Annotated in this window: 18 protein-coding genes and 1 other annotated feature; of the genes, 17 read left to right on the top strand and 1 reads right to left on the bottom strand. The window is 37.4% G+C overall.

The genetic code is table 11. The features are described from left to right. The first annotated feature begins 100 nt into the window (after window positions 1–100). Window positions 101–319 (top strand) — a binding site (T-box leader). Window positions 320–360: 41 nt separating this feature from the next. From alaS to AC1DKZ_RS03690, 12 genes are all read left to right on the top strand, one after another. Then, entirely contained in the window at window positions 361–3,003 is a 2,643-nt protein-coding gene (gene alaS, locus AC1DKZ_RS03745; protein ID WP_476995657.1) for an alanine--tRNA ligase, read from the top strand. 78 nt (window positions 3,004–3,081) lie between these two features. Continuing rightward, window positions 3,082–3,348 carry an IreB family regulatory phosphoprotein gene (locus AC1DKZ_RS03740; RefSeq protein ID WP_000348591.1) on the top strand — a complete coding sequence of 89 codons (267 nt, stop codon included), beginning with the start codon at window positions 3,082–3,084 and terminating at the stop codon, window positions 3,346–3,348. Window positions 3,349–3,351: 3 nt separating this feature from the next. Then, the gene (gene ruvX / locus AC1DKZ_RS03735; RefSeq protein ID WP_001221204.1) at window positions 3,352–3,765 is read left to right on the top strand and encodes a Holliday junction resolvase RuvX; all 414 of its coding nucleotides are present in this window, start codon (window positions 3,352–3,354) and stop codon (window positions 3,763–3,765) included. 12 nt (window positions 3,766–3,777) lie between these two features. Further along, window positions 3,778–4,056, top strand: a complete 279-nt coding sequence (locus AC1DKZ_RS03730; protein ID WP_002034112.1) for a DUF1292 domain-containing protein — start codon at window positions 3,778–3,780, stop codon at window positions 4,054–4,056. A gap of 241 nt (window positions 4,057–4,297) precedes the next feature. Next, the gene (gene mltG / locus AC1DKZ_RS03725; RefSeq protein ID WP_476995656.1) at window positions 4,298–5,368 is read left to right on the top strand and encodes an endolytic transglycosylase MltG; all 1,071 of its coding nucleotides are present in this window, start codon (window positions 4,298–4,300) and stop codon (window positions 5,366–5,368) included. 215 nt (window positions 5,369–5,583) lie between these two features. Then, the gene (locus AC1DKZ_RS03720; RefSeq protein WP_012261742.1) at window positions 5,584–6,225 is read left to right on the top strand and encodes an O-methyltransferase; all 642 of its coding nucleotides are present in this window, start codon (window positions 5,584–5,586) and stop codon (window positions 6,223–6,225) included. Between the two features lie 7 nt (window positions 6,226–6,232). Beyond that, window positions 6,233–7,162 (top strand): peptidase U32 family protein, encoded by a 930-nt coding sequence (locus tag AC1DKZ_RS03715; protein ID WP_002015276.1) that lies wholly within the window; start codon window positions 6,233–6,235, stop codon window positions 7,160–7,162. Between the two features lie 18 nt (window positions 7,163–7,180). Then, the gene (locus AC1DKZ_RS03710; RefSeq protein WP_002015275.1) at window positions 7,181–8,461 is read left to right on the top strand and encodes a peptidase U32 family protein; all 1,281 of its coding nucleotides are present in this window, start codon (window positions 7,181–7,183) and stop codon (window positions 8,459–8,461) included. A 17-nt stretch (window positions 8,462–8,478) separates the two neighbouring features. Beyond that, window positions 8,479–9,117: a uridine kinase gene (udk, locus tag AC1DKZ_RS03705; protein WP_002015274.1), complete on the top strand. Its 639-nt coding sequence runs from the start codon at window positions 8,479–8,481 to the stop codon at window positions 9,115–9,117. 276 nt (window positions 9,118–9,393) lie between these two features. Continuing rightward, window positions 9,394–9,870 (top strand): transcription elongation factor GreA, encoded by a 477-nt coding sequence (gene greA / locus AC1DKZ_RS03700; RefSeq protein ID WP_078213491.1) that lies wholly within the window; start codon window positions 9,394–9,396, stop codon window positions 9,868–9,870. A 92-nt stretch (window positions 9,871–9,962) separates the two neighbouring features. Beyond that, window positions 9,963–11,717, top strand: coding sequence for a peptidoglycan D,D-transpeptidase FtsI family protein (locus AC1DKZ_RS03695; protein ID WP_476995655.1), 1,755 nt, complete (start codon window positions 9,963–9,965; stop codon window positions 11,715–11,717). Window positions 11,718–11,833: 116 nt separating this feature from the next. Next, window positions 11,834–12,484 (top strand): YrrS family protein, encoded by a 651-nt coding sequence (locus AC1DKZ_RS03690; RefSeq protein ID WP_476995654.1) that lies wholly within the window; start codon window positions 11,834–11,836, stop codon window positions 12,482–12,484. 36 nt (window positions 12,485–12,520) lie between these two features. Here AC1DKZ_RS03690 and AC1DKZ_RS03685 read toward each other — a convergent pair whose 3' ends face one another. Beyond that, window positions 12,521–12,736 carry a YrzA family protein gene (locus AC1DKZ_RS03685; protein WP_002015268.1) on the bottom strand — a complete coding sequence of 72 codons (216 nt, stop codon included), beginning with the start codon at window positions 12,734–12,736 and terminating at the stop codon, window positions 12,521–12,523. Between the two features lie 137 nt (window positions 12,737–12,873). On the opposite strand from AC1DKZ_RS03685, the gene AC1DKZ_RS03680 reads away from it, so the two are divergent. From AC1DKZ_RS03680 to adhE, 5 genes are all read left to right on the top strand, one after another. After that, window positions 12,874–13,512 carry a class I SAM-dependent DNA methyltransferase gene (locus AC1DKZ_RS03680; protein WP_219303571.1) on the top strand — a complete coding sequence of 213 codons (639 nt, stop codon included), beginning with the start codon at window positions 12,874–12,876 and terminating at the stop codon, window positions 13,510–13,512. Window positions 13,513–13,526: 14 nt separating this feature from the next. Next, window positions 13,527–14,222, top strand: a complete 696-nt coding sequence (gene mtnN / locus AC1DKZ_RS03675) for a 5'-methylthioadenosine/S-adenosylhomocysteine nucleosidase (protein WP_002015266.1) — start codon at window positions 13,527–13,529, stop codon at window positions 14,220–14,222. A gap of 82 nt (window positions 14,223–14,304) precedes the next feature. Next, complete coding sequence (locus AC1DKZ_RS03670) at window positions 14,305–15,228, top strand: O-acetylserine dependent cystathionine beta-synthase (RefSeq protein WP_476995653.1); 924 nt, start codon at window positions 14,305–14,307, stop codon at window positions 15,226–15,228. A gap of 3 nt (window positions 15,229–15,231) precedes the next feature. Further along, a complete protein-coding gene (locus tag AC1DKZ_RS03665; RefSeq protein WP_476995652.1) occupies window positions 15,232–16,365 on the top strand; it encodes a bifunctional cystathionine gamma-lyase/homocysteine desulfhydrase in 1,134 nt (377 codons plus the stop codon). Window positions 16,366–16,625: 260 nt separating this feature from the next. Beyond that, the gene (gene adhE, locus AC1DKZ_RS03660) at window positions 16,626–19,229 is read left to right on the top strand and encodes a bifunctional acetaldehyde-CoA/alcohol dehydrogenase (RefSeq protein WP_427327208.1); all 2,604 of its coding nucleotides are present in this window, start codon (window positions 16,626–16,628) and stop codon (window positions 19,227–19,229) included. Window positions 19,230–19,236 lie beyond the last annotated feature (7 nt).

Here is a 19,236-nt window from a genome sequence, read left to right as displayed (position 1 = left end):
ATAGTAGAATAGCTATGATTAATAAGCAATTGATACAATATAAATGATTATCTACATTGACAAACTTAAGAGAATTCTATTATATTTAGTCATATAATACATTAAATCAATGACGGAACAAGTACGTTACAGTCCATTTGTAGAGAGAAGCTTCCACTGGCTGAAAGGAGCTTTAAATGAAGGGTAACAGAAAGCTAATCCTGAGAGCAGCTAATCACTGCCGTCTTGCCACGTTACGGCACCATGAGGTGATGAATTGATTGTTATAATAATCAATTCATAATTAGGGTGGTATCGCGAGTTAACTCTCGTCCCTTTTATTAGGGGCGGGAGTTTTTTATATTTAAGGAGGAAAATACAATGAAACAACTAACAGGCGCACAAATTCGTCAAATGTTTTTAGACTTTTTCCAAGAAAAAGGACATGCAGTAGAACCAAGTGCATCACTAGTTCCTCATGAGGATCCATCTCTTCTATGGATTAATAGTGGTGTAGCGACATTAAAGAAATATTTTGATGGTCGTGTAATCCCACAAAATCCACGTATTACAAATGCACAAAAATCAATTCGTACAAACGATATTGAAAACGTTGGGAAAACGGCTCGTCACCATACATTCTTTGAAATGTTAGGGAACTTCTCAATCGGTGATTACTTCAAAGAAGAAGCAATTACTTGGGCTTGGGAATTTCTAACGAGCGACAAATGGATCGGATTCGATAAAGAATTACTATCTGTTACAATTCATCCGGAAGATGAAGAAGCATTCACAATTTGGAATGAGAAAATGGGTGTTCCAAAAGAACGCATCATCCGTTTAGAAGAAAACTTCTGGGATATCGGTGAAGGACCAAGTGGACCGAATACAGAAATTTTCTATGACCGCGGTGAATCTTACGGTAATGACTTTAGTGACCCAGAATTATATCCGGGCGGAGAAAACGAGCGTTACTTAGAAGTATGGAACCTTGTATTCTCTCAATTTAACCATAATCCAGACGGTTCATATACGCCACTTCCTAAGAAAAACATCGATACAGGAATGGGTCTAGAGCGTATGACATCTATCGTTCAAGATGTACCTACGAACTTTGATACAGACCTATTCATGCCGATGATTGGTGCAACAGAATCAATTTCTGGTGAGAAATATCGTAATGGCGATTTAGAAAAAGATATGGCGTTTAAAGTAATTGCTGACCATATCCGTACAGTAACATTCGCTGTTGGTGACGGTGCTCTTCCATCTAACGAAGGCCGTGGTTATGTGTTACGTCGTTTATTACGCCGTGCTGTTCGTTATTCTAAGAAATTAAACATCAACCGTCCGTTCATGTTTGAATTAGTACCGGTTGTTGGAGAAGTAATGAAAGACTTCTATCCAGAAGTACTTGAAAAGAAAGATTTCATCGCAAAAGTTGTGAAGAATGAAGAAGAGCGTTTCCATGAAACACTTCATGATGGTGAATCAATTTTAGCTGAAGTAATTGCAAAAGCGAAAGAAGAAAAAACAACTGTTATTTCTGGCGTAGATGCGTTCCGCCTATACGACACGTACGGTTTCCCAATTGAATTAACAGAAGAATATGCAGAAGAAGCTGGTATGACAGTTGATCAAGCGGGCTTTGAAAATGAAATGGAGAAACAACGTGAGCGTGCACGTGCTGCTCGTCAAGACATTGATTCTATGCAAGTTCAAGGCGGTGTACTTGGTGAAGTTAAAGTAGCGAGCGAATTCGTTGGTTACGGTACAGTTGCAACAGAAAGTAACGTTGTTGCACTTGTGAAAAATGGTGAGTATACAGATAGCTTACAAGCAGGTGAAGAAGGACAATTAATGCTTGATGTAACGCCATTCTACGCTGAGAGCGGTGGGCAAATTGCAGACCGTGGTTATCTTCTTGCTGACGGCGTGAAAGTTGTTGTAAAAGACGTACAAAAAGCACCAAATGGTCAAAATTTACACAAAGTTGTTGTTGAAGAGGGTACATTAACGAAAGAAGCGGCTGTAAAAGCTCTTATCGATACGAAAAACCGTAGTAGCGTTGTGAAAAACCATACAGCAACTCACTTACTGCACCAAGCATTAAAAGATATACTTGGAACGCATGTTAACCAAGCGGGTTCTCTTGTAACATCTGAACGTTTACGTTTTGACTTCTCTCACTTCGGTCAAGTACAAGCTGATGAATTAGAAAAAATTGAGCGTATCGTAAACGAAAAAATTTGGGGAAGTATTGATGTTGCGATTTCTCAAAAAGCAATCGAAGAAGCGAAAGAAATGGGCGCAATGGCATTATTCGGTGAAAAATACGGTGATGTTGTACGCGTTGTACAAGTAGGCGATTACAGCTTAGAGCTTTGCGGTGGTTGTCACGTTGATAACACAGCTTCTATCGGTATTTTCAAAATCGTTGCTGAGTCTGGTATCGGTGCAGGAACTCGTCGTATTGAGGCGGTAACTGGTAAGTCTGCATACGAATTAATGAACGATCAAGTAGGTTTATTAAAAGAAGCAGCAGGAAAAATGAAAACAAATCCGAAAGATATTTTAACAAGAGTTGATGGTTTATTTGCTGAAGTAAAACAACTTCAAAAAGAAAACGAATCTCTTGCTGCGAAATTAAGCAATATCGAAGCTGGAAACTTAACTGATTCAGTAATGACAGTTGATGGCGTGAACGTATTAGCGGCAAAAGTAAATGTTGCAGATATGAACAACTTACGTACAATGATGGATGACCTTAAAAATAAATTAGAGTCTGCAGTTGTTGTATTAGCGTCTGTAAATGACGATAAGGTAAATATTTTAGCTGGCGTAACGAAAGATTTAATTAGTCAAGGTTACCATGCGGGTAAACTTGTGAAAGAAGTAGCTTCTCGTTGTGGAGGCGGCGGTGGTGGCCGTCCTGATATGGCACAAGCAGGCGGTAAAAACCCAGCGCAAGTAGAGAAAGCTTTAGCGTTTGTACAAGAGTACGTTAAATCTGTTTCAAAATAAAGAGATAGTAGTGTACAATGGTAGGGAGAGGAGAATTTCTTCTCCCTATACTTACTACTTACAAGTGAGGTGCTTGAAATGGACGGTTTTGATAAGACAATGAAGTTTAGCATTCAAGATGAAAAACAGAGTGTCCATGTAAATGATGTACTTTTAACTGTGTATGATGCACTTCAAGAAAAAGGTTATAATCCGATTAACCAAATCGTCGGTTATTTATTAAGTGGAGATCCAGCATACATACCTCGCCATAAAGATGCACGAAGCATCGTTCGCAAGCTTGAACGTGATGAGATAATTGAAGAGCTTGTGAAGTCTTACTTGAAACATCATCGTGAGGAGTAGTTTATGCGGATATTAGGTTTAGATGTTGGTACTAAAACAGTCGGTGTTGCAATGAGCGATGAGATGGGCTGGACAGCACAAGGGCTGGAAACAATCAGGATTAACGAAGAACGAGGCCACTTTGGTTTTGACCGTATTTCTGAGTTGGTAAAACAGTACAATGTGGACAAAATAGTAGTAGGTTTACCTAAAAATATGAATGGTACAATCGGCCCTCGTGGTGAAGCGTGCCAGCAATTTGCAGAAAACCTGCGAAATCTGTTACAATTAGAAGTTGTAATGTGGGACGAGCGTTTGTCGACGATGGCAGCGGAACGTCTGCTCATTTCAGCTGATGTGAGCCGTAAGAAGCGAAAACAGGTAATCGATAAGATGGCTGCAGTCGTGATCTTACAAGGATTTTTAGATAGTAAATAAGAGGTGACCAAAATGGAAGAAAATCAAATTACAATTGTAGACGAAAAAGGAAACGAACATTTATGTGAAATTATTTTCACTTTTGATGCTGAAAAATTCGGCAAAAAATCTTACGTAGTCTTCTCTCCAATCGGTGAAGTAGACGAAGATGGAGACCAAATCTTCGATGCAATGGCATACGAGCAAAGCGAAGAAGAGGGCGGAACATTACTTTCAATTGAATCTGAAGAAGAGTGGGAAATGGTACAAGAAATGTTTAACACTCTTGCTGATGAGCAAGAAGAAGAATAGTAATGGATAAAAAGGCGAACTGTGTACACAGTTCGCCTTTTTTGTATTCATATGCAAAATGACAGATTTTTTGTCGAAACTACTTAATTGTTTATAGTATAATAAGACGGGTTGTATGAAAAAAGGCTTTAAATAAGTAGCTGTCACCGATTATTTAGAAATGATTGGTTTTGCTTTATGTTTGTAGGGCATTGTATAGAGGAAGTGTATACGGTCTACAATTAAATAAGGAGGAAGAATTTTGGTAGAGAATCAAGTGAAGAAGAAGCGTAGACGCATTTTTTTAATTTCGATTATCGCACTGCTTTTAGTTTGTGGATCAGTCTATGCGTATATTTCATCTGCATTAGGGCCAGTTGATAGTGGAAATAAAAAAGAGATTGAGGTAGAGATTCCAAAGGGGTCATCTACAAGTAAAATCGGTGAGATTTTAGAAGAAAAAGGTGCTGTGAAAAGCAGTACAGTTTTTAGTTTTTATACGAAATTTAAGTCGAAAAGCTTACAAGCAGGTACATATTTATTAAATCCTTCGATGAGTGCTAACGATGTCATTGAACAAATGTCATCTGGCAACGTACATCGTCCGGCTCTTTATAAAGTGACGATTAAAGAAGGGGCGCAAGTAACTGAAATTGCTGAAGTGATTGCGGCAGAATTAAAGTGGAATAAAGATGATGTTGTGCGTCAATTAAACGATAAAGCATTTATTCAAAAAATGCAGCAAAAGTATCCGAAGCTATTAATGGATAAAATTTTTGATAGCAACATTAAATATCCACTAGAAGGATACTTATATCCAGCAACGTATTCTTTCTATAAAAAGGATACGAAATTAGAAGAAATTGTAATCCCGATGCTTGAGAAAACAAATGCAATTATTGTTCAAAATGAGGCGAAAATGAAAGCGAAGAACTGGGATGTTCATCAACTTCTCACGTTGTCTTCACTTATTGAAGAAGAGGCTACTGGCTTTACTGATCGCCAAAAAATCTCTAGTGTTTTCTATAATCGTTTAGCGAAAGGCATGCCGCTTCAAACGGATCCGACGGTATTATACGCGCTTGGAAAGCATAAACAACGTGTATTATACGAAGACTTGAAAATAAACTCACCGTACAATACGTATGTTGTGAAAGGGTTGCCAGTTGGACCGATTGCAAACTCTGGTAAACATTCAGTGGAAGCAGCGTTAGATCCTGCGCAAACAGATTATTATTATTTCTTAGCTGCACCAAGTGGTGAAGTGTATTATGCGAAAACATTAGAAGAACATAATGCATTAAAGCAAAAATACATTACGAAAAAACAGTGAAATGGGGAGGGATAGCGAAAAGGGTCGCATATCCCTCTTTTTTGTGGTAAAATATATCGGGTTAAAAACTGGCAGAAGAATCGTTTTTAATATCAAAACGGGACGTACAAGCTAAGGGTGAAACTGGCTTGTATTTTTATTGCATTCTATGTGTGAAAAGACAAAGGTTGACGCGTCATAGAGGCACTTCTCCATGTAAATAAGGAGGACCAATTATGGAGGATGCAGTTAACGAGTACCTATTATCATTTATTGATCCAAAAGATAAATTAATTCTTGAAATGGAAGAGTATGCAACTGAAAACCATGTGCCGATTATGGATCGACTTGGAATGGAATTTATGCTGCAATTTTTACGTTTAGTTGGACCGGAAAGTATTTTAGAACTTGGAACAGCAATCGGTTATTCTAGTATTCGTATGATGCAAGCTATTCCGAACTCTCGCATTGTGACAGTAGAGCGCAATCGTGAACGATATGAAAAGGCACTTGAATATATAGAATGTTCCTCGGTAACAGACCGTATTTCTGTTATTTACGGTGATGCTTTAGAAACGGGCGAACAAGTGAAAGAACATGGAACATTTGATGTTATTTTTATTGATGCAGCGAAAGGGCAGTATCGTCGCTTTTTTGACTTATACGAACCGTTATTAAATCCTGGTGGCGTTATTATTTCAGATAACGTTATGTACCATGGTCTTGTGACGACAAAAGAGAAAATTGAAAATAGACGTACCCGTGGTTTGATTCGTCGTATTAAGACGTACAATGAATGGCTTATGAATCATGAAGGATATGATACAACGATTTTCCCAATTGGCGATGGAGTGGCTGTAAGTAAAAAGAGAGGGTGACAAAAGTATGAAGAAACCTGAATTGTTAGTAACGCCTAGAGCGGTGGCGGATATTGAACCTCTTGCGAAAGCAGGGGCAGATGCAGTAATGGTTGGTGAACAAAAGTTTGGTTTACGTTTGGCAGGAGAGTTTTCACGTGAAGATGTGAAACAAGCTGTAAACATTGCACATGAAAATGGTGTGAAAGTATACGTTGCAATGAATGCGATGTTCCACAATGATAAAGTAGAAGAATTAACGGACTATGTTGCCTTTTTAAATGAGGTAAATGTAGATGCGATTGTTTTCGGAGATCCAGCGGTATTAATGGCTGTTCGTGAAGTTGCACCAAATATGCAACTTCACTGGAATACAGAAACGACAGCAACAAACTGGTTTACTTGTAACTATTGGGGGCAAAGAGGAGCGAAACGCGCTGTATTAGCTCGTGAGCTTAGCTTAGATGAAATTGCTGAATTAAAAGAAAATGCTGAAGTGGAACTTGAAGTGCAAATTCACGGTATGACTTGTATGTTCCAATCGAAGCGTTCACTAGTAGGAAACTACTTTGAGTATCAAGGGCGTAATCTCGACATCGAAAAGAAAAAGTATGAAGAGAATATGTTCTTATACGACCCAGAACGTAATAACAAATATCCAATTTATGAAGATGAAAATGGTACTCACATTATGAGTCCGAATGATATTTGTTTCATCGATGAGTTAGAGGAACTAATCGATGCTGAAGTCGATAGCTTAAAAATTGATGGTGTCCTAAAAAGTTCTGAGTACATTATTGAGGTGACGAAGAAATATCGTAAGGCGATTGATTTATGTGTAGAAGATCGTGATGCGTATTATGACGTGAAAGATGATTTATTTAAAGAGATAGAAGAAATACAACCGGTAAATCGTCCGTTAGATACAGGATTCTTCTTTAAAGAAACGGTTTACTAAACGAGGAGGGTGTAGGAAATGACTGTACAAGAAATTTCACGAGTGATCGATGGCAAACGCGTTATTGTGAAAAAACCTGAACTGTTAATCCCTGCGGGTAACTTAGAAAAATTAAAAGTAGCTATCCATTATGGGGCAGATGCTGTATATTTAGGTGGACAAGAATTTGGTCTTCGTTCTAATGCAGGTAACTTTACGCTGGAAGACATGGCAGAAGGCGTTGAATTTGCAAAGAAATATGGAGCAAAAATATACGTGACAACAAATATTTTTGCACATAATGAAAATATGGATGGGCTAGAGGAATATTTAAAAGGGATTGAAAAAGCTGGCGTAACGGGAATTATCGTTGCCGATCCGCTTATTATTGAGACATGTAAACGTGTAGCTCCTTCTGTTGAGGTGCATTTAAGTACACAACAATCACTATCCAACTGGAAAGCAGCACAGTATTGGAAAGAAGAAGGTTTACATCGTCTTGTATTAGCTCGTGAAGCAAGCTATGAAGAAATGAAAGAAATTAAAGAAAAAGTTGATGTTGAAATTGAAGCATTCGTCCATGGTGCAATGTGTATCGCGTATTCAGGGAGATGTACATTAAGTAACCATATGACAGCGCGTGACTCTAACCGTGGTGGTTGTTGTCAATCTTGCCGCTGGGATTATGATTTAGTTCAAACGGTATCACAACATAAAGATGCAAAAGAGCTTCCTCTATTCCAAGAAGAAGATGCTCACTTTGCGATGAGCCCAAAAGATTTAAATTTAATCTTATCAATTCCGAAAATGATTGAAATTGGAATTGATAGCTTAAAAGTTGAAGGACGTATGAAATCTATCCATTACGTAGCGACTGTAGCAACTGTATATCGTAAAGTAATTGATGCGTATTGTGCGGATCCGGATAACTTTGAGTTTAAACAAGAATGGTTAGATGAACTTGATAAATGTGCAAATCGTGATACAGCTCCTGCATTCTTTGAAGGGGTTCCAGGACATCAAGAGCAAATGTTTGGAAATCATAGTAAGAAAACAACGTATGATTTTGCTGGTTTAGTGTTAGATTATAATGAAGAAACGGGCATCGTAACGCTTGAGCAACGTAATCACTTCAAACCAGGACATGAAGTGGAGTTCTTTGGGCCAGAAATAGAAAACTTTACGCAGACGGTGGAGAAAATTTGGGATGAGGATGGAAACGAATTAGATGCAGCGAGACATCCGTTGCAAATCGTGAAATTCAAAGTGGATCAACCAGTGTATGTGAATAATATGATGCGCAAAAACATACTTCAATAAGAAAGAGTGGTAGTCGAATGGGGACGAATAAGCCTGTTGTAATTGGAATCGCTGGTGGTTCAGGATCAGGAAAAACAAGTGTAACGAAAGCGATTTTTGACCATTTTAAAGGTCATTCCATTTTAATCTTGGAGCAAGATTATTATTACAAAGATCAAAGCCATTTACCAATGGAAGAACGTTTAAAAACAAATTACGATCATCCGTTAGCGTTTGATAATGATTTGTTAATTGACCATTTGCAGCAGTTGCTTGCATATGAGCAAGTGGAAAAGCCTATATATGACTATACATTGCATACGCGTTCAGAAAAAATTATTCCAGTTGAGCCGAAAGATGTAATCATTTTAGAAGGAATTCTTATTTTAGAAGACCCACGTCTTTGTGAGTTAATGGATATTAAGGTGTTCGTTGATACAGATGCAGACCTTCGTATTTTACGCCGCATGCAGCGCGATATTGAAGAGCGCGGTCGTACAATGGATTCAGTTATCGACCAATACGTAAACGTTGTACGTCCAATGCATAATCAATTTATTGAGCCTTCTAAGAAATTCGCGGATATTATTATCCCTGAAGGTGGACAAAACCATGTTGCAATTGATATTATGGTTACAAAAATTGCAACAATTCTTGAACAAAAAGTAAATTTGTAATAGCATAGTAAAAGATATACGATAGGAAGGGATTTTTTCCCTTCTTATCGAATACAATGAAACATGAAACCTCACCTACCAATAGGTGAGGGCATATTTATATCAACTTTCCATACATACCTTCTTTATATAAGGAAGAATTGGAGAATAAGGGGTTGTATGTGACAACTCCACTAGTGCTACGTGTGCTAGAAACCTCCGCTATATAAGCGGAGGAGTTTTCATATGGAACTCCTCTTTTTTTCGGGGGATTGGTATATAAAAGGAGTGGAAAACATGGCAACAGAAAAAACATACCCTATGACGCAAGAGGGTAAGCAAAAACTAGAGAACGAAGTTGAACAATTAAAAACAGTAAGACGTAAAGAAGTTGTAGAGCGTATTAAGATCGCACGTAGCTTCGGAGATCTTTCAGAGAACTCTGAGTATGATGCAGCGAAAGATGAGCAAGCATTCGTAGAAGGACGTATTACACAACTTGAAAACATGATTCGTAATGCGGTTATCATTGAAGACAATGGTGAAGAGTCTACAGTTGTAACATTAGGTAAAACAGTAATATTTAAAGAGTTACCAGGTGGAGACGAAGAAGCGTACATAATCGTAGGTAGCGCAGAAGCCGATCCATTTGAAGGAAGAATTTCTAACGATTCTCCAATCGCAAAAAGCTTATTAGGTAAGCAAATTGGTGAGAAGGTAGCAATCCAAACACCAGGTGGAGAAATGCAAGTAGAGATTATCTCTGTAAAATAACGTAAAAAATCACTCGTGTAAAAACGAGTGATTTTTTATTTGTATAAAAGGTGAAACACCTCGTCTAAACTACAATAGACGAGGTGTTTTTTATGAAAATGAAACGGAGAATTATAATTGTTTTAATTTGTTTTATGGGTGTGATTTTTTTATTACTTTGTCGTTTAATCCAAATACAGATTATAGATACGGAATCATTTACTGACCGAAATATCAATCTGATTGAAAAAAGTGTTACGCAACGAACACAATCACTTACAGTAGATAATGGAAGAGGGCATTTTACAGATCGAAATGGTAAGGAAATTGGTGAAGAGAAATATCCAGTCTTAATTGTTTTTCCGTTTTTACAAATAAAAAATGACATGTTAGAGAAAATTGCGCATATCATTGGTGTGTCGAGACAAGAGATAAGACTGCAAATGAAAAATAAGAATCAAGCATTTATATTACGAAAGGAGAATACCCCATTTCAATTAACGCTCGAGCAGATGAAGAAGGTAAATCAATTAGTTATTTTAGGTATTGTAGCAGCAGAAGTTCGACTGAAGCAAATGGGGGAGGCAAATCATTTAATTGGTGATGTGGGAGAGAATGAACAGGAATTTCAAAAGCGTTATGGAGAAATGAAAAAAACTTCGAAACAAACGCCAATTGGTATTTCTGGATTGCAACAATCATTTGATGAATTTTTACTGACTGATGGAGAAGCGAAAATACTATATCAAGTGGATCGACAAGGAGAACCGATTTTTGGGAAGCAGGCGAAATACACTTCACCAGGAAATCCATTTTATCCAGTTACTATTCAAACAACAATACATAAAACGTTGCAACGACGAGCAGAGAAGATTATAGATGAAAACGGAATAAAAAAAGGTGGGTTAGTATTACTAGACATAAAGAATAGTGAAGTTGTAGCAATGGTAAGTAGGCCTTCTTTACAGATGAATGATAGGAGGATATATAAATCTACACTTGAAAATCAAATGTTAACTCCTCATTTTCCGGGGTCTGTTTTTAAAACAGTAGTTGCAGCAGCAGTAATTGATGAGAATTTGGTGCGGTTTAATCGTACATTTAACTGTAATACGGATTTATACGGTGAAAATCTTCCACAAGTTATGATGGGGTCATTAAACTTTAAGGAAAGCTTTGCTAGAAGCTGTAATCGAACGTTTGCCGTATTAGGTAATGAACTAATGCAAAAGGATAGGGGAGTATTAGAAACGTATTTAGAGGCCTTAGGAGCAAGTGAGAAGGTAGGTTGGAAAGGTTCAGTATTTCATACACCAGAATTTGAGCAATTGCCAGAAGAAAAGAGTGCTATTATTTGGGAAAGCGAAGAAAATAAAGATAGTAGAAAAGCGATTGCTCAAACGATGGTCGGACAAAAAGATGTACGTGTGTCACCTCTAGCTATAGCGAATATAATGGCGACAATTGCTAGAGGTGGAGAGAAGATGGAAGTGAAAGCTGTGAAAAAAATAGTGTATAAAAATGGAACCGACTTTTTTATATTTGAAAATCATAAATTAAATGGGAAACAGCTTTCTTATGAAACGATGAAAAAATTACAACAGTTGTTAAGAGCCGTTGTAACGATGGAGAAAGGAACGGGAACCGTATTCCGTTCGTTGCCACTAACTGTCGCTGGAAAATCTGGGACGGCACAAACAGGAAAAGGAGAGAGGGTGAATCGCTGGTTTGCAGGTTATTTTCCATATGAAAACCCAAGATATGCTTTAGTTGTAGTTGATATAGAAACAGATAGTAATGAAAATGTAGTCACACCAGTTTTTGCAGAAATGGTAGAGTCAATTCATCAATTAGAAATTGAAAAGTAATCTTGCAATTATTTATGAAATGTTTTCATTTCGTGAAAATATTATTGTAAATGTTCAACCTTTCTAGATTTAATGTTACAATAGCAAGTATGAAAAACTGCATGGAGGTTTGAAGAATGGCAGGAGGATCTAGATTCCAACAGAAACAACAAAAACGTCGTCAAAACGGTGTTTTAAATATTGCAATCGCTATTGTATTAGTAGCAGTAGCTATTGTAGCATATCAATTGTTTGTTCCTGACACAAAAGAGCAAGCGTCTTCTAATGATAAAAAGGTAGCTCAGCAAACAACAAAAGAGAATAAAGCTGAGAAAGCTAAAGGTAAAGAAGAGCCGAAGAAGAATGAGCAAGATAAGACAGAGGCTAAGAAGAAGGAAGAAGAAGAGAAGCAAAAGGCTGAGGAAGAAAAGAAAAAAGCTGAAGAAGAAGCGAGAGCTAACGAGAAAGCACCAGCTGAAAAAACACAGTCACAGGCAACAGATGCTTATACGAAATCTTCTTGGAAGCCAGTAGGTACAGAGCAAGGTGCAACACCTGCGATGACGTTTAAAAAAGGTACAGCAGATTGGAATGAGATGAATCAAGCGATTTCAGCTGCAATTGACGTTCCAGTAAATCAATTAGTTATCCATAGAATTGGAAATAACGGTAAGAATAAAGCTTACGGTAACGTACAAGATAAACAATCAGGTAAAAAATATTATGTAAATATTGATTGGGTAGACAATGAGGGCTGGAAACCAGTACTCGTTCAAACTCTAAACTAAAAAAAGAGAGGCTCTTAAGAGCCTCTCTTTTTTTAGTTAGCGTAATTTCTTTAATTTAAAATGAACAACCGCACTATAATAAGGTCTTTTGCTTTCAGGATCCATAATCATTTGGTGAGAAATATGATGAACTTCGAGCATAAGTGCTTTATTATTATCAATTTGTTCGTTAATTTTTTTTTCTAGAGAAACTAAGTTTGCAGCCTCGAAAAATTCTACTTTATCTTCTAACATTTCAAAGGTAAATGACACGAAGATGCCCCCTCTCCTATGATAATCACCTATAGTGTAACAAAGAAAAGAAGGAAATACTACGCACATTTCAATTGACATTTTTAGAAAGAGAGAATATCATACTGATAAAACCGATAAGAAAAAGGGGAATTTTTATGGGAACAGAATTTAATGGTTTATTTGATGAATGGGCTCATACGTACGACTCATTTGTACAAGGCGAAGATATACAATATAAAGAAGTTTTCGCCCGTTATGAGGACATTTTAGAGGATGTAGTTAACAAGTCATTTGGCAACGTATTAGAATTTGGTGTTGGTACTGGCAATTTAACAAATAAATTATTACTTGCTGGTCGCACAGTTTACGGTATAGAACCGTCACGCGAAATGCGTACTATTGCAAAAGAGAAATTACCAAAAGAATTTTCAATTACAGAGGGTGATTTTCTTTCATTTGAAGTCCCAAATTCAATCGATACTATTGTGAGCACTTACGCATTTCATCATTTAATAGATGAAGAAAAAGACGTAGCAATTGCGAAGTATAGTCAATTGCTAAACAAAGGTGGTAAAATAGTGTTTGCTGATACGATATTTGCAGATCAAGATGCATATGATAAAACTGTCGAAGTAGCAAAACAAAGAGGTTTTCATCAGTTAGCAAACGATTTGCAAACAGAATACTATACACGTATTCCGATCATGCAATCTATTTTTGAAAACAATGGCTTCCACGTAACGTTTACGAGATTAAATCATTTCGTTTGGGTAATGGAGGCAACTAAGCAATAGAAAGAGGGATTAGATTGAGAATTGCTGTAATTGGAGCAATGGAAGAAGAAGTACGTATTTTACGTGACAAACTAGAACAAGCAGAAACAGAAACTGTTGCAGGTTGTGAATTTACGAAAGGGCTATTGGCAGGGCATGAAGTAATCTTGCTAAAGTCTGGTATTGGTAAAGTAAATGCAGCGATGTCAACGACAATTTTATTAGAAAAATATAAACCTGAAAAAGTAATCAACACTGGTTCAGCTGGTGGATTCCATCATTCTTTAAATGTTGGAGATGTGGTTATTTCAACAGAAGTTCGTCACCATGACGTAGATGTAACAGCATTTAACTACGAATATGGTCAAGTGCCAGGAATGCCACCAGGATTTAAAGCTGATGAGGCATTAGTTGCATTAGCTGAGAAATGTATGCAGGCAGAAGAAAATATTCAAGTTGTAAAAGGTATGATTGCAACAGGTGATTCATTTATGAGTGATCCTAACCGCGTTGCAGCAATTCGTGATAAATTTGAAGACCTTTATGCAGTAGAAATGGAAGCAGCAGCTGTTGCGCAAGTATGCCACCAATATGAAGTTCCGTTTGTTATTATTCGCGCACTTTCTGATATTGCTGGTAAAGAATCAAATGTTTCATTTGATCAATTTTTAGATCAAGCAGCTCTTCATTCTACAAACTTTATCGTAAAAGTACTAGAAGAGTTAAAGTAATGTAACAAAAAGGCAACTGTCTCATATAAAGAAAATACATACAGTTGCCTTTTCTTTATTGGCAAATAAGGGGGAGAACACGATGAATGTATATCGTGGCGTTCATGAATTGATTGGTCATACACCAATTGTAGAAATTACGCGTTTTTCACTTCCAGAAGGAGTCCGTTTATTTGCAAAGCTTGAATTTTACAACCCAGGCGGAAGCGTTAAGGATCGTTTAGGAAGAGAATTAATTGAAGATGCACTAGAAAAAGGGCTTGTTACCCAGGGCGGAACAATTATTGAACCGACGGCTGGGAATACTGGCATTGGACTGGCACTTGCAGCGTTACAACATGATTTACGCGTCATTGTTTGTGTACCAGAGAAATTTAGTATTGAAAAACAAGAATTAATGAAAGCGCTAGGTGCAACGGTTGTGCATACACCGACTGAGCAAGGAATGACCGGCGCAATTGCAAAGGCAAAAGAATTAGTAAAGGAAATACCGAATTCATACTCTCCAAGTCAGTTTGCGAATGAAGCAAACCCTCGTGCTTATTTCAAAACATTAGGTCCTGAACTTTGGGACGCATTGAATGGAGAAATTAACATATTTGTTGCAGGGGCAGGAACTGGCGGTACGTTTATGGGAACTGCGTCTTATTTAAAAGAGAAAAACATTGATATTAAGACGGTTATTGTAGAACCAGAAGGATCTATTTTAAATGGTGGTAAAGCTGGTTCACATGAAACAGAAGGGATTGGTCTTGAATTCATCCCGCCATTTTTAAAAACATCTTATTTTGATGAAATTCATACAATTTCTGATCGACATGCATTTTTACGAGTGAAAGAGTTAGCGCAAAAAGAAGGCCTTCTCGTTGGGAGCTCTTCAGGAGCAGCGTTTCATGCAAGCTTACTTGAGGCAGAGAAAGCAGCACCAGGTACGAATATTGTAACGATTTTTCCTGATAGTAGTGAGCGCTATTTAAGTAAAGACATATACAAAGGATGGGAATAAAAAATGAGAGCAAAGACAAAGTTAATTCATGGTATTCGCATAGGAGAACCTTCAACTGGATCTGTAAACGTGCCGATCTATCAAACAAGTACGTACAAACAAGAAGCAGTTGGTAAGCATCAAGGATATGAATATTCACGTACAGGCAATCCAACACGTGCAGCTTTAGAAGAAATGATTGCTGTATTAGAAAACGGTCATGCTGGATTTGCATTTGGTTCAGGAATGGCTGCTATTACAGCAACAATTATGTTGTTCTCAAAAGGTGACCACGTCATTTTAACAGATGATGTTTATGGCGGAACGTACCGTGTTATTACGAAAGTATTAAACCGCTTCGGTATTGAGCATACATTTGTAGATACAACAAACCTAGAGGAAGTTGTAGAAGCGATTCGTCCAAATACGAAAGCGATTTATGTGGAAACACCAACGAATCCATTACTGAAAATTACTGATATTAAGAAAATATCCGCTCTTGCTAAAGAAAACGATTTATTAACAATTATTGATAACACATTCATGACGCCATATTGGCAGTCGCCAATTTCTTTAGGAGCAGACATTGTGCTTCATAGTGCAACGAAATATTTAGGAGGACATAGTGACGTAGTTGCAGGCCTAGTAGTTGTAAATAGCCAGCAATTAGCAGAAGACCTTCACTTTGTACAAAACTCAACAGGAGGTATTCTTGGCCCACAAGATAGCTTCTTACTACTTCGTGGTTTAAAAACATTAGGAATTCGTATGGAAGAACATGAAACGAATTCACGTGCGATTGCCGAGTTTTTAAATAACCATCCGAAAGTAAATAAAGTATATTATCCAGGTCTTGAATCCCATCAAAACCATGAACTAGCAACAGAACAAGCAAATGGATTTGGTGCTATCATCTCATTTGATGTAGATAGTGCGGAAACGTTGAATAAAGTACTTGAGAAACTGCAATACTTTACACTTGCTGAAAGCTTAGGAGCAGTAGAAAGTTTAATTTCTATCCCATCTCAAATGACACATGCATCAATCCCAGCAGATCGCCGTAAAGAATTAGGAATTACAGATACATTAATTCGAATCTCTGTTGGTATTGAAGATGGAGAAGATTTAATTGAAGATTTGGCACAAGCGTTAGCGTAATAAAAATGCACTGCTAATATAGAGCAGTGCATTTTTATTATATTAATTTGTGAAACATTTCACAAATTAGACATACACAAATGAAATGATTTCATGTATATTGAATTCATGAAATGTTATTCACGAACAAACTTGTGAAATATTTCACAAGCGATGGGATTCATGTAGGAAGGTAACTCTATTTTTTTACGCTAATCGGGACTTTTTATGACCTACAGGGACTTATGAAGTCCAAGATAGCAGAATAGGAGGAAATTTACATGGTAGTCAAAGAGAAAGTTGTAAATGAAATGCAAGAGGTAAAAGAGATGATTGATACGTTAGTAGATAACGGTCAAAAAGCTTTACAAGCATTAGAAAGTTTTACACAAGAGCAAATTGACAACATTGTTCATGAAATGGCGCTTGCGGGTGTCGATCAACATATGCCGCTTGCGAAGTTGGCTGTTGAAGAAACGGGCCGTGGCGTATATGAAGATAAATGCATTAAAAATATTTTTGCCACTGAATATATTTGGCATAGTATAAAGAAAGATAAAACGGTAGGAATTATTCATGAAGATCCTCATGAAGAAATAATAGAAATCGCAGAGCCTGTCGGTGTAGTAGCTGGGGTAACGCCAGTAACGAACCCAACATCGACAACAATGTTTAAAGCATTAATCGCGATAAAAACGAGAAATCCAATTATTTTCGCATTTCATCCTTCTGCACAAAACTGTTCCGTTGCAGCGGCAAAAACAGTATATGATGCAGCAGTGAAAGCTGGTGCACCAAAGCATTGTATTCAATGGATTGAAAGACCTTCTGTGGAAGCAACGAAACAATTAATGAACCATGATGGTGTCGCACTCGTTCTAGCAACTGGAGGGGCTGGTATGGTGAAATCGGCTTATTCTACTGGTAAACCCGCGCTAGGTGTAGGGCCAGGTAATGTACCATGTTATATAGAGAAATCGGCACATGTAAAACGCGCTGTTAATGATTTAATTTTATCGAAAACATTTGATAACGGTATGATTTGTGCGTCAGAACAAGCTATCATTGTAGATAAGGAAATCTATAATGATGTTAAAGCAGAAATGATTGCAAATAATTGTTATTTTGTAACAGAGGAAGAGAGAAAGAAATTAGAAAAGCTTGTTATTAATGAAAATACATGTGCAGTAAATAGTGATATTGTTGGGAAATCAGCACAGTATATTGCTGAATTAGTAGGAATTACTGTACCTGAACATACAAAAATGCTTGTAGCTGAAATTAAAGGTATCGGAGCGGCGTATCCACTATCTCGTGAGAAACTGAGCCCAGTGTTAGCTTGTGTAAAAGCAAATTCATTAGAAGAAGGATTTACATATTGCGAAGAAATGTTAGAGCTTGGTGGCCTAGGGCATTCAGCGGTTATCCATTCTACAAATAAAGAAGTACAAAAACAATTTGGGTTACGTATGAAAGCCTGCCGTCTCATTGTAAATGCACCTTCATCACAAGGTGGAATTGGTGATATATATAATGGATTTATTCCATCACTTACGCTTGGTTGTGGCTCCTACGGGAAAAACTCAGTTTCCCAAAACGTAACGGCGACTCATTTATTAAATATAAAAAGGTTGGCAAATAGAAAAAAGAATATGCAGTGGTTCAAATTACCACCCAAAATTTATTTTGAAAAACATGCGACAGCATATTTAGCAAACATGCCTAACATTTCCCGCGCATTTATTGTAACGGATCCAGGGATGGTTGAGCACGGTTATGTAGATACAGTTACGCACTATTTACGTAAGCATGCAAATGATGTGAAAGTTGAAGTTTTCTTTGAAGTTGAGCCAGATCCATCAGATGAAACTGTATTTAAAGGTGCGGACATGATGAAAAGCTTTAAACCAGATGTAATTATCGCGCTTGGTGGCGGTTCAGCTATGGATGCAGCAAAAGGGATGTGGCTATTCTATGAGCACCCAGAAACGACATTCTATGGAATAAAACAGAAGTTTTTAGATATAAGAAAACGTACATGTAAGTATCCGAACTTGGGAAATAAAGCACAATTTGTTGCCATTCCAACAACATCAGGGACGGGATCAGAAGTGACGCCATTTGCGGTTATTACAGATAAGAAAAATAATATTAAATACCCGCTTGCGGATTATGAATTAACACCAGATGTAGCGATTGTTGATCCGCAATTTGTAATGACAGTACCACCTCATGTGACGGCAGATACTGGTATGGACGTATTAACACATGCAATTGAAGCGTATGTGTCTGTTCTGGCAAATGACTATACTGATGGTTTAGCATTAAAAGCAATTGATCTCGTATTTAAATATTTACCGAGAGCATATAAAGATGGAAATGATGAAGAAGCACGAGAAAAAATGCATAATGCTTCCGCAATCGCAGGGATGGCATTTGCAAATGCTTTCCTAGGTATTAATCATAGTTTAGCACATAAAATTGGACCGGAATTCCATATTCCGCATGGACGTGCGAATGCAATTCTTATGCCGCACGTAGTTCGCTATAATGCTATTAAGCCAAGAAAACACGCATTGTTCCCAAAATATGAGCACTTTGTGGCTGATGAACGCTATGCACATATTGCGAGAATGCTCGGGCTTCCAGCAAGCTCAACAGCGGAAGGTGTGGAATCACTCGTCCAAGCAATTATTGAGCTTGGAAAAAGCTTAAATATAAATATGAGTATTGCAGGACAAGGAGTTGCTAAAGACCAATTTGAAGGGGGTGTTGGATTATTAGCAGAAAGAGCTTTTGAAGATCAATGTACAACAGCTAATCCAAAATTACCGCTCATTTCAGAGCTGAAAGAAATCTATATGGAAGCATATAAAGGCGTATAATAGATAA

This window comes from Bacillus sp. 05T21, from assembly GCF_056396785.1.
The sequence above is the reverse complement of the archived record's forward strand: the minus strand, read 5'-3'. Positions and strand labels throughout refer to the sequence as shown.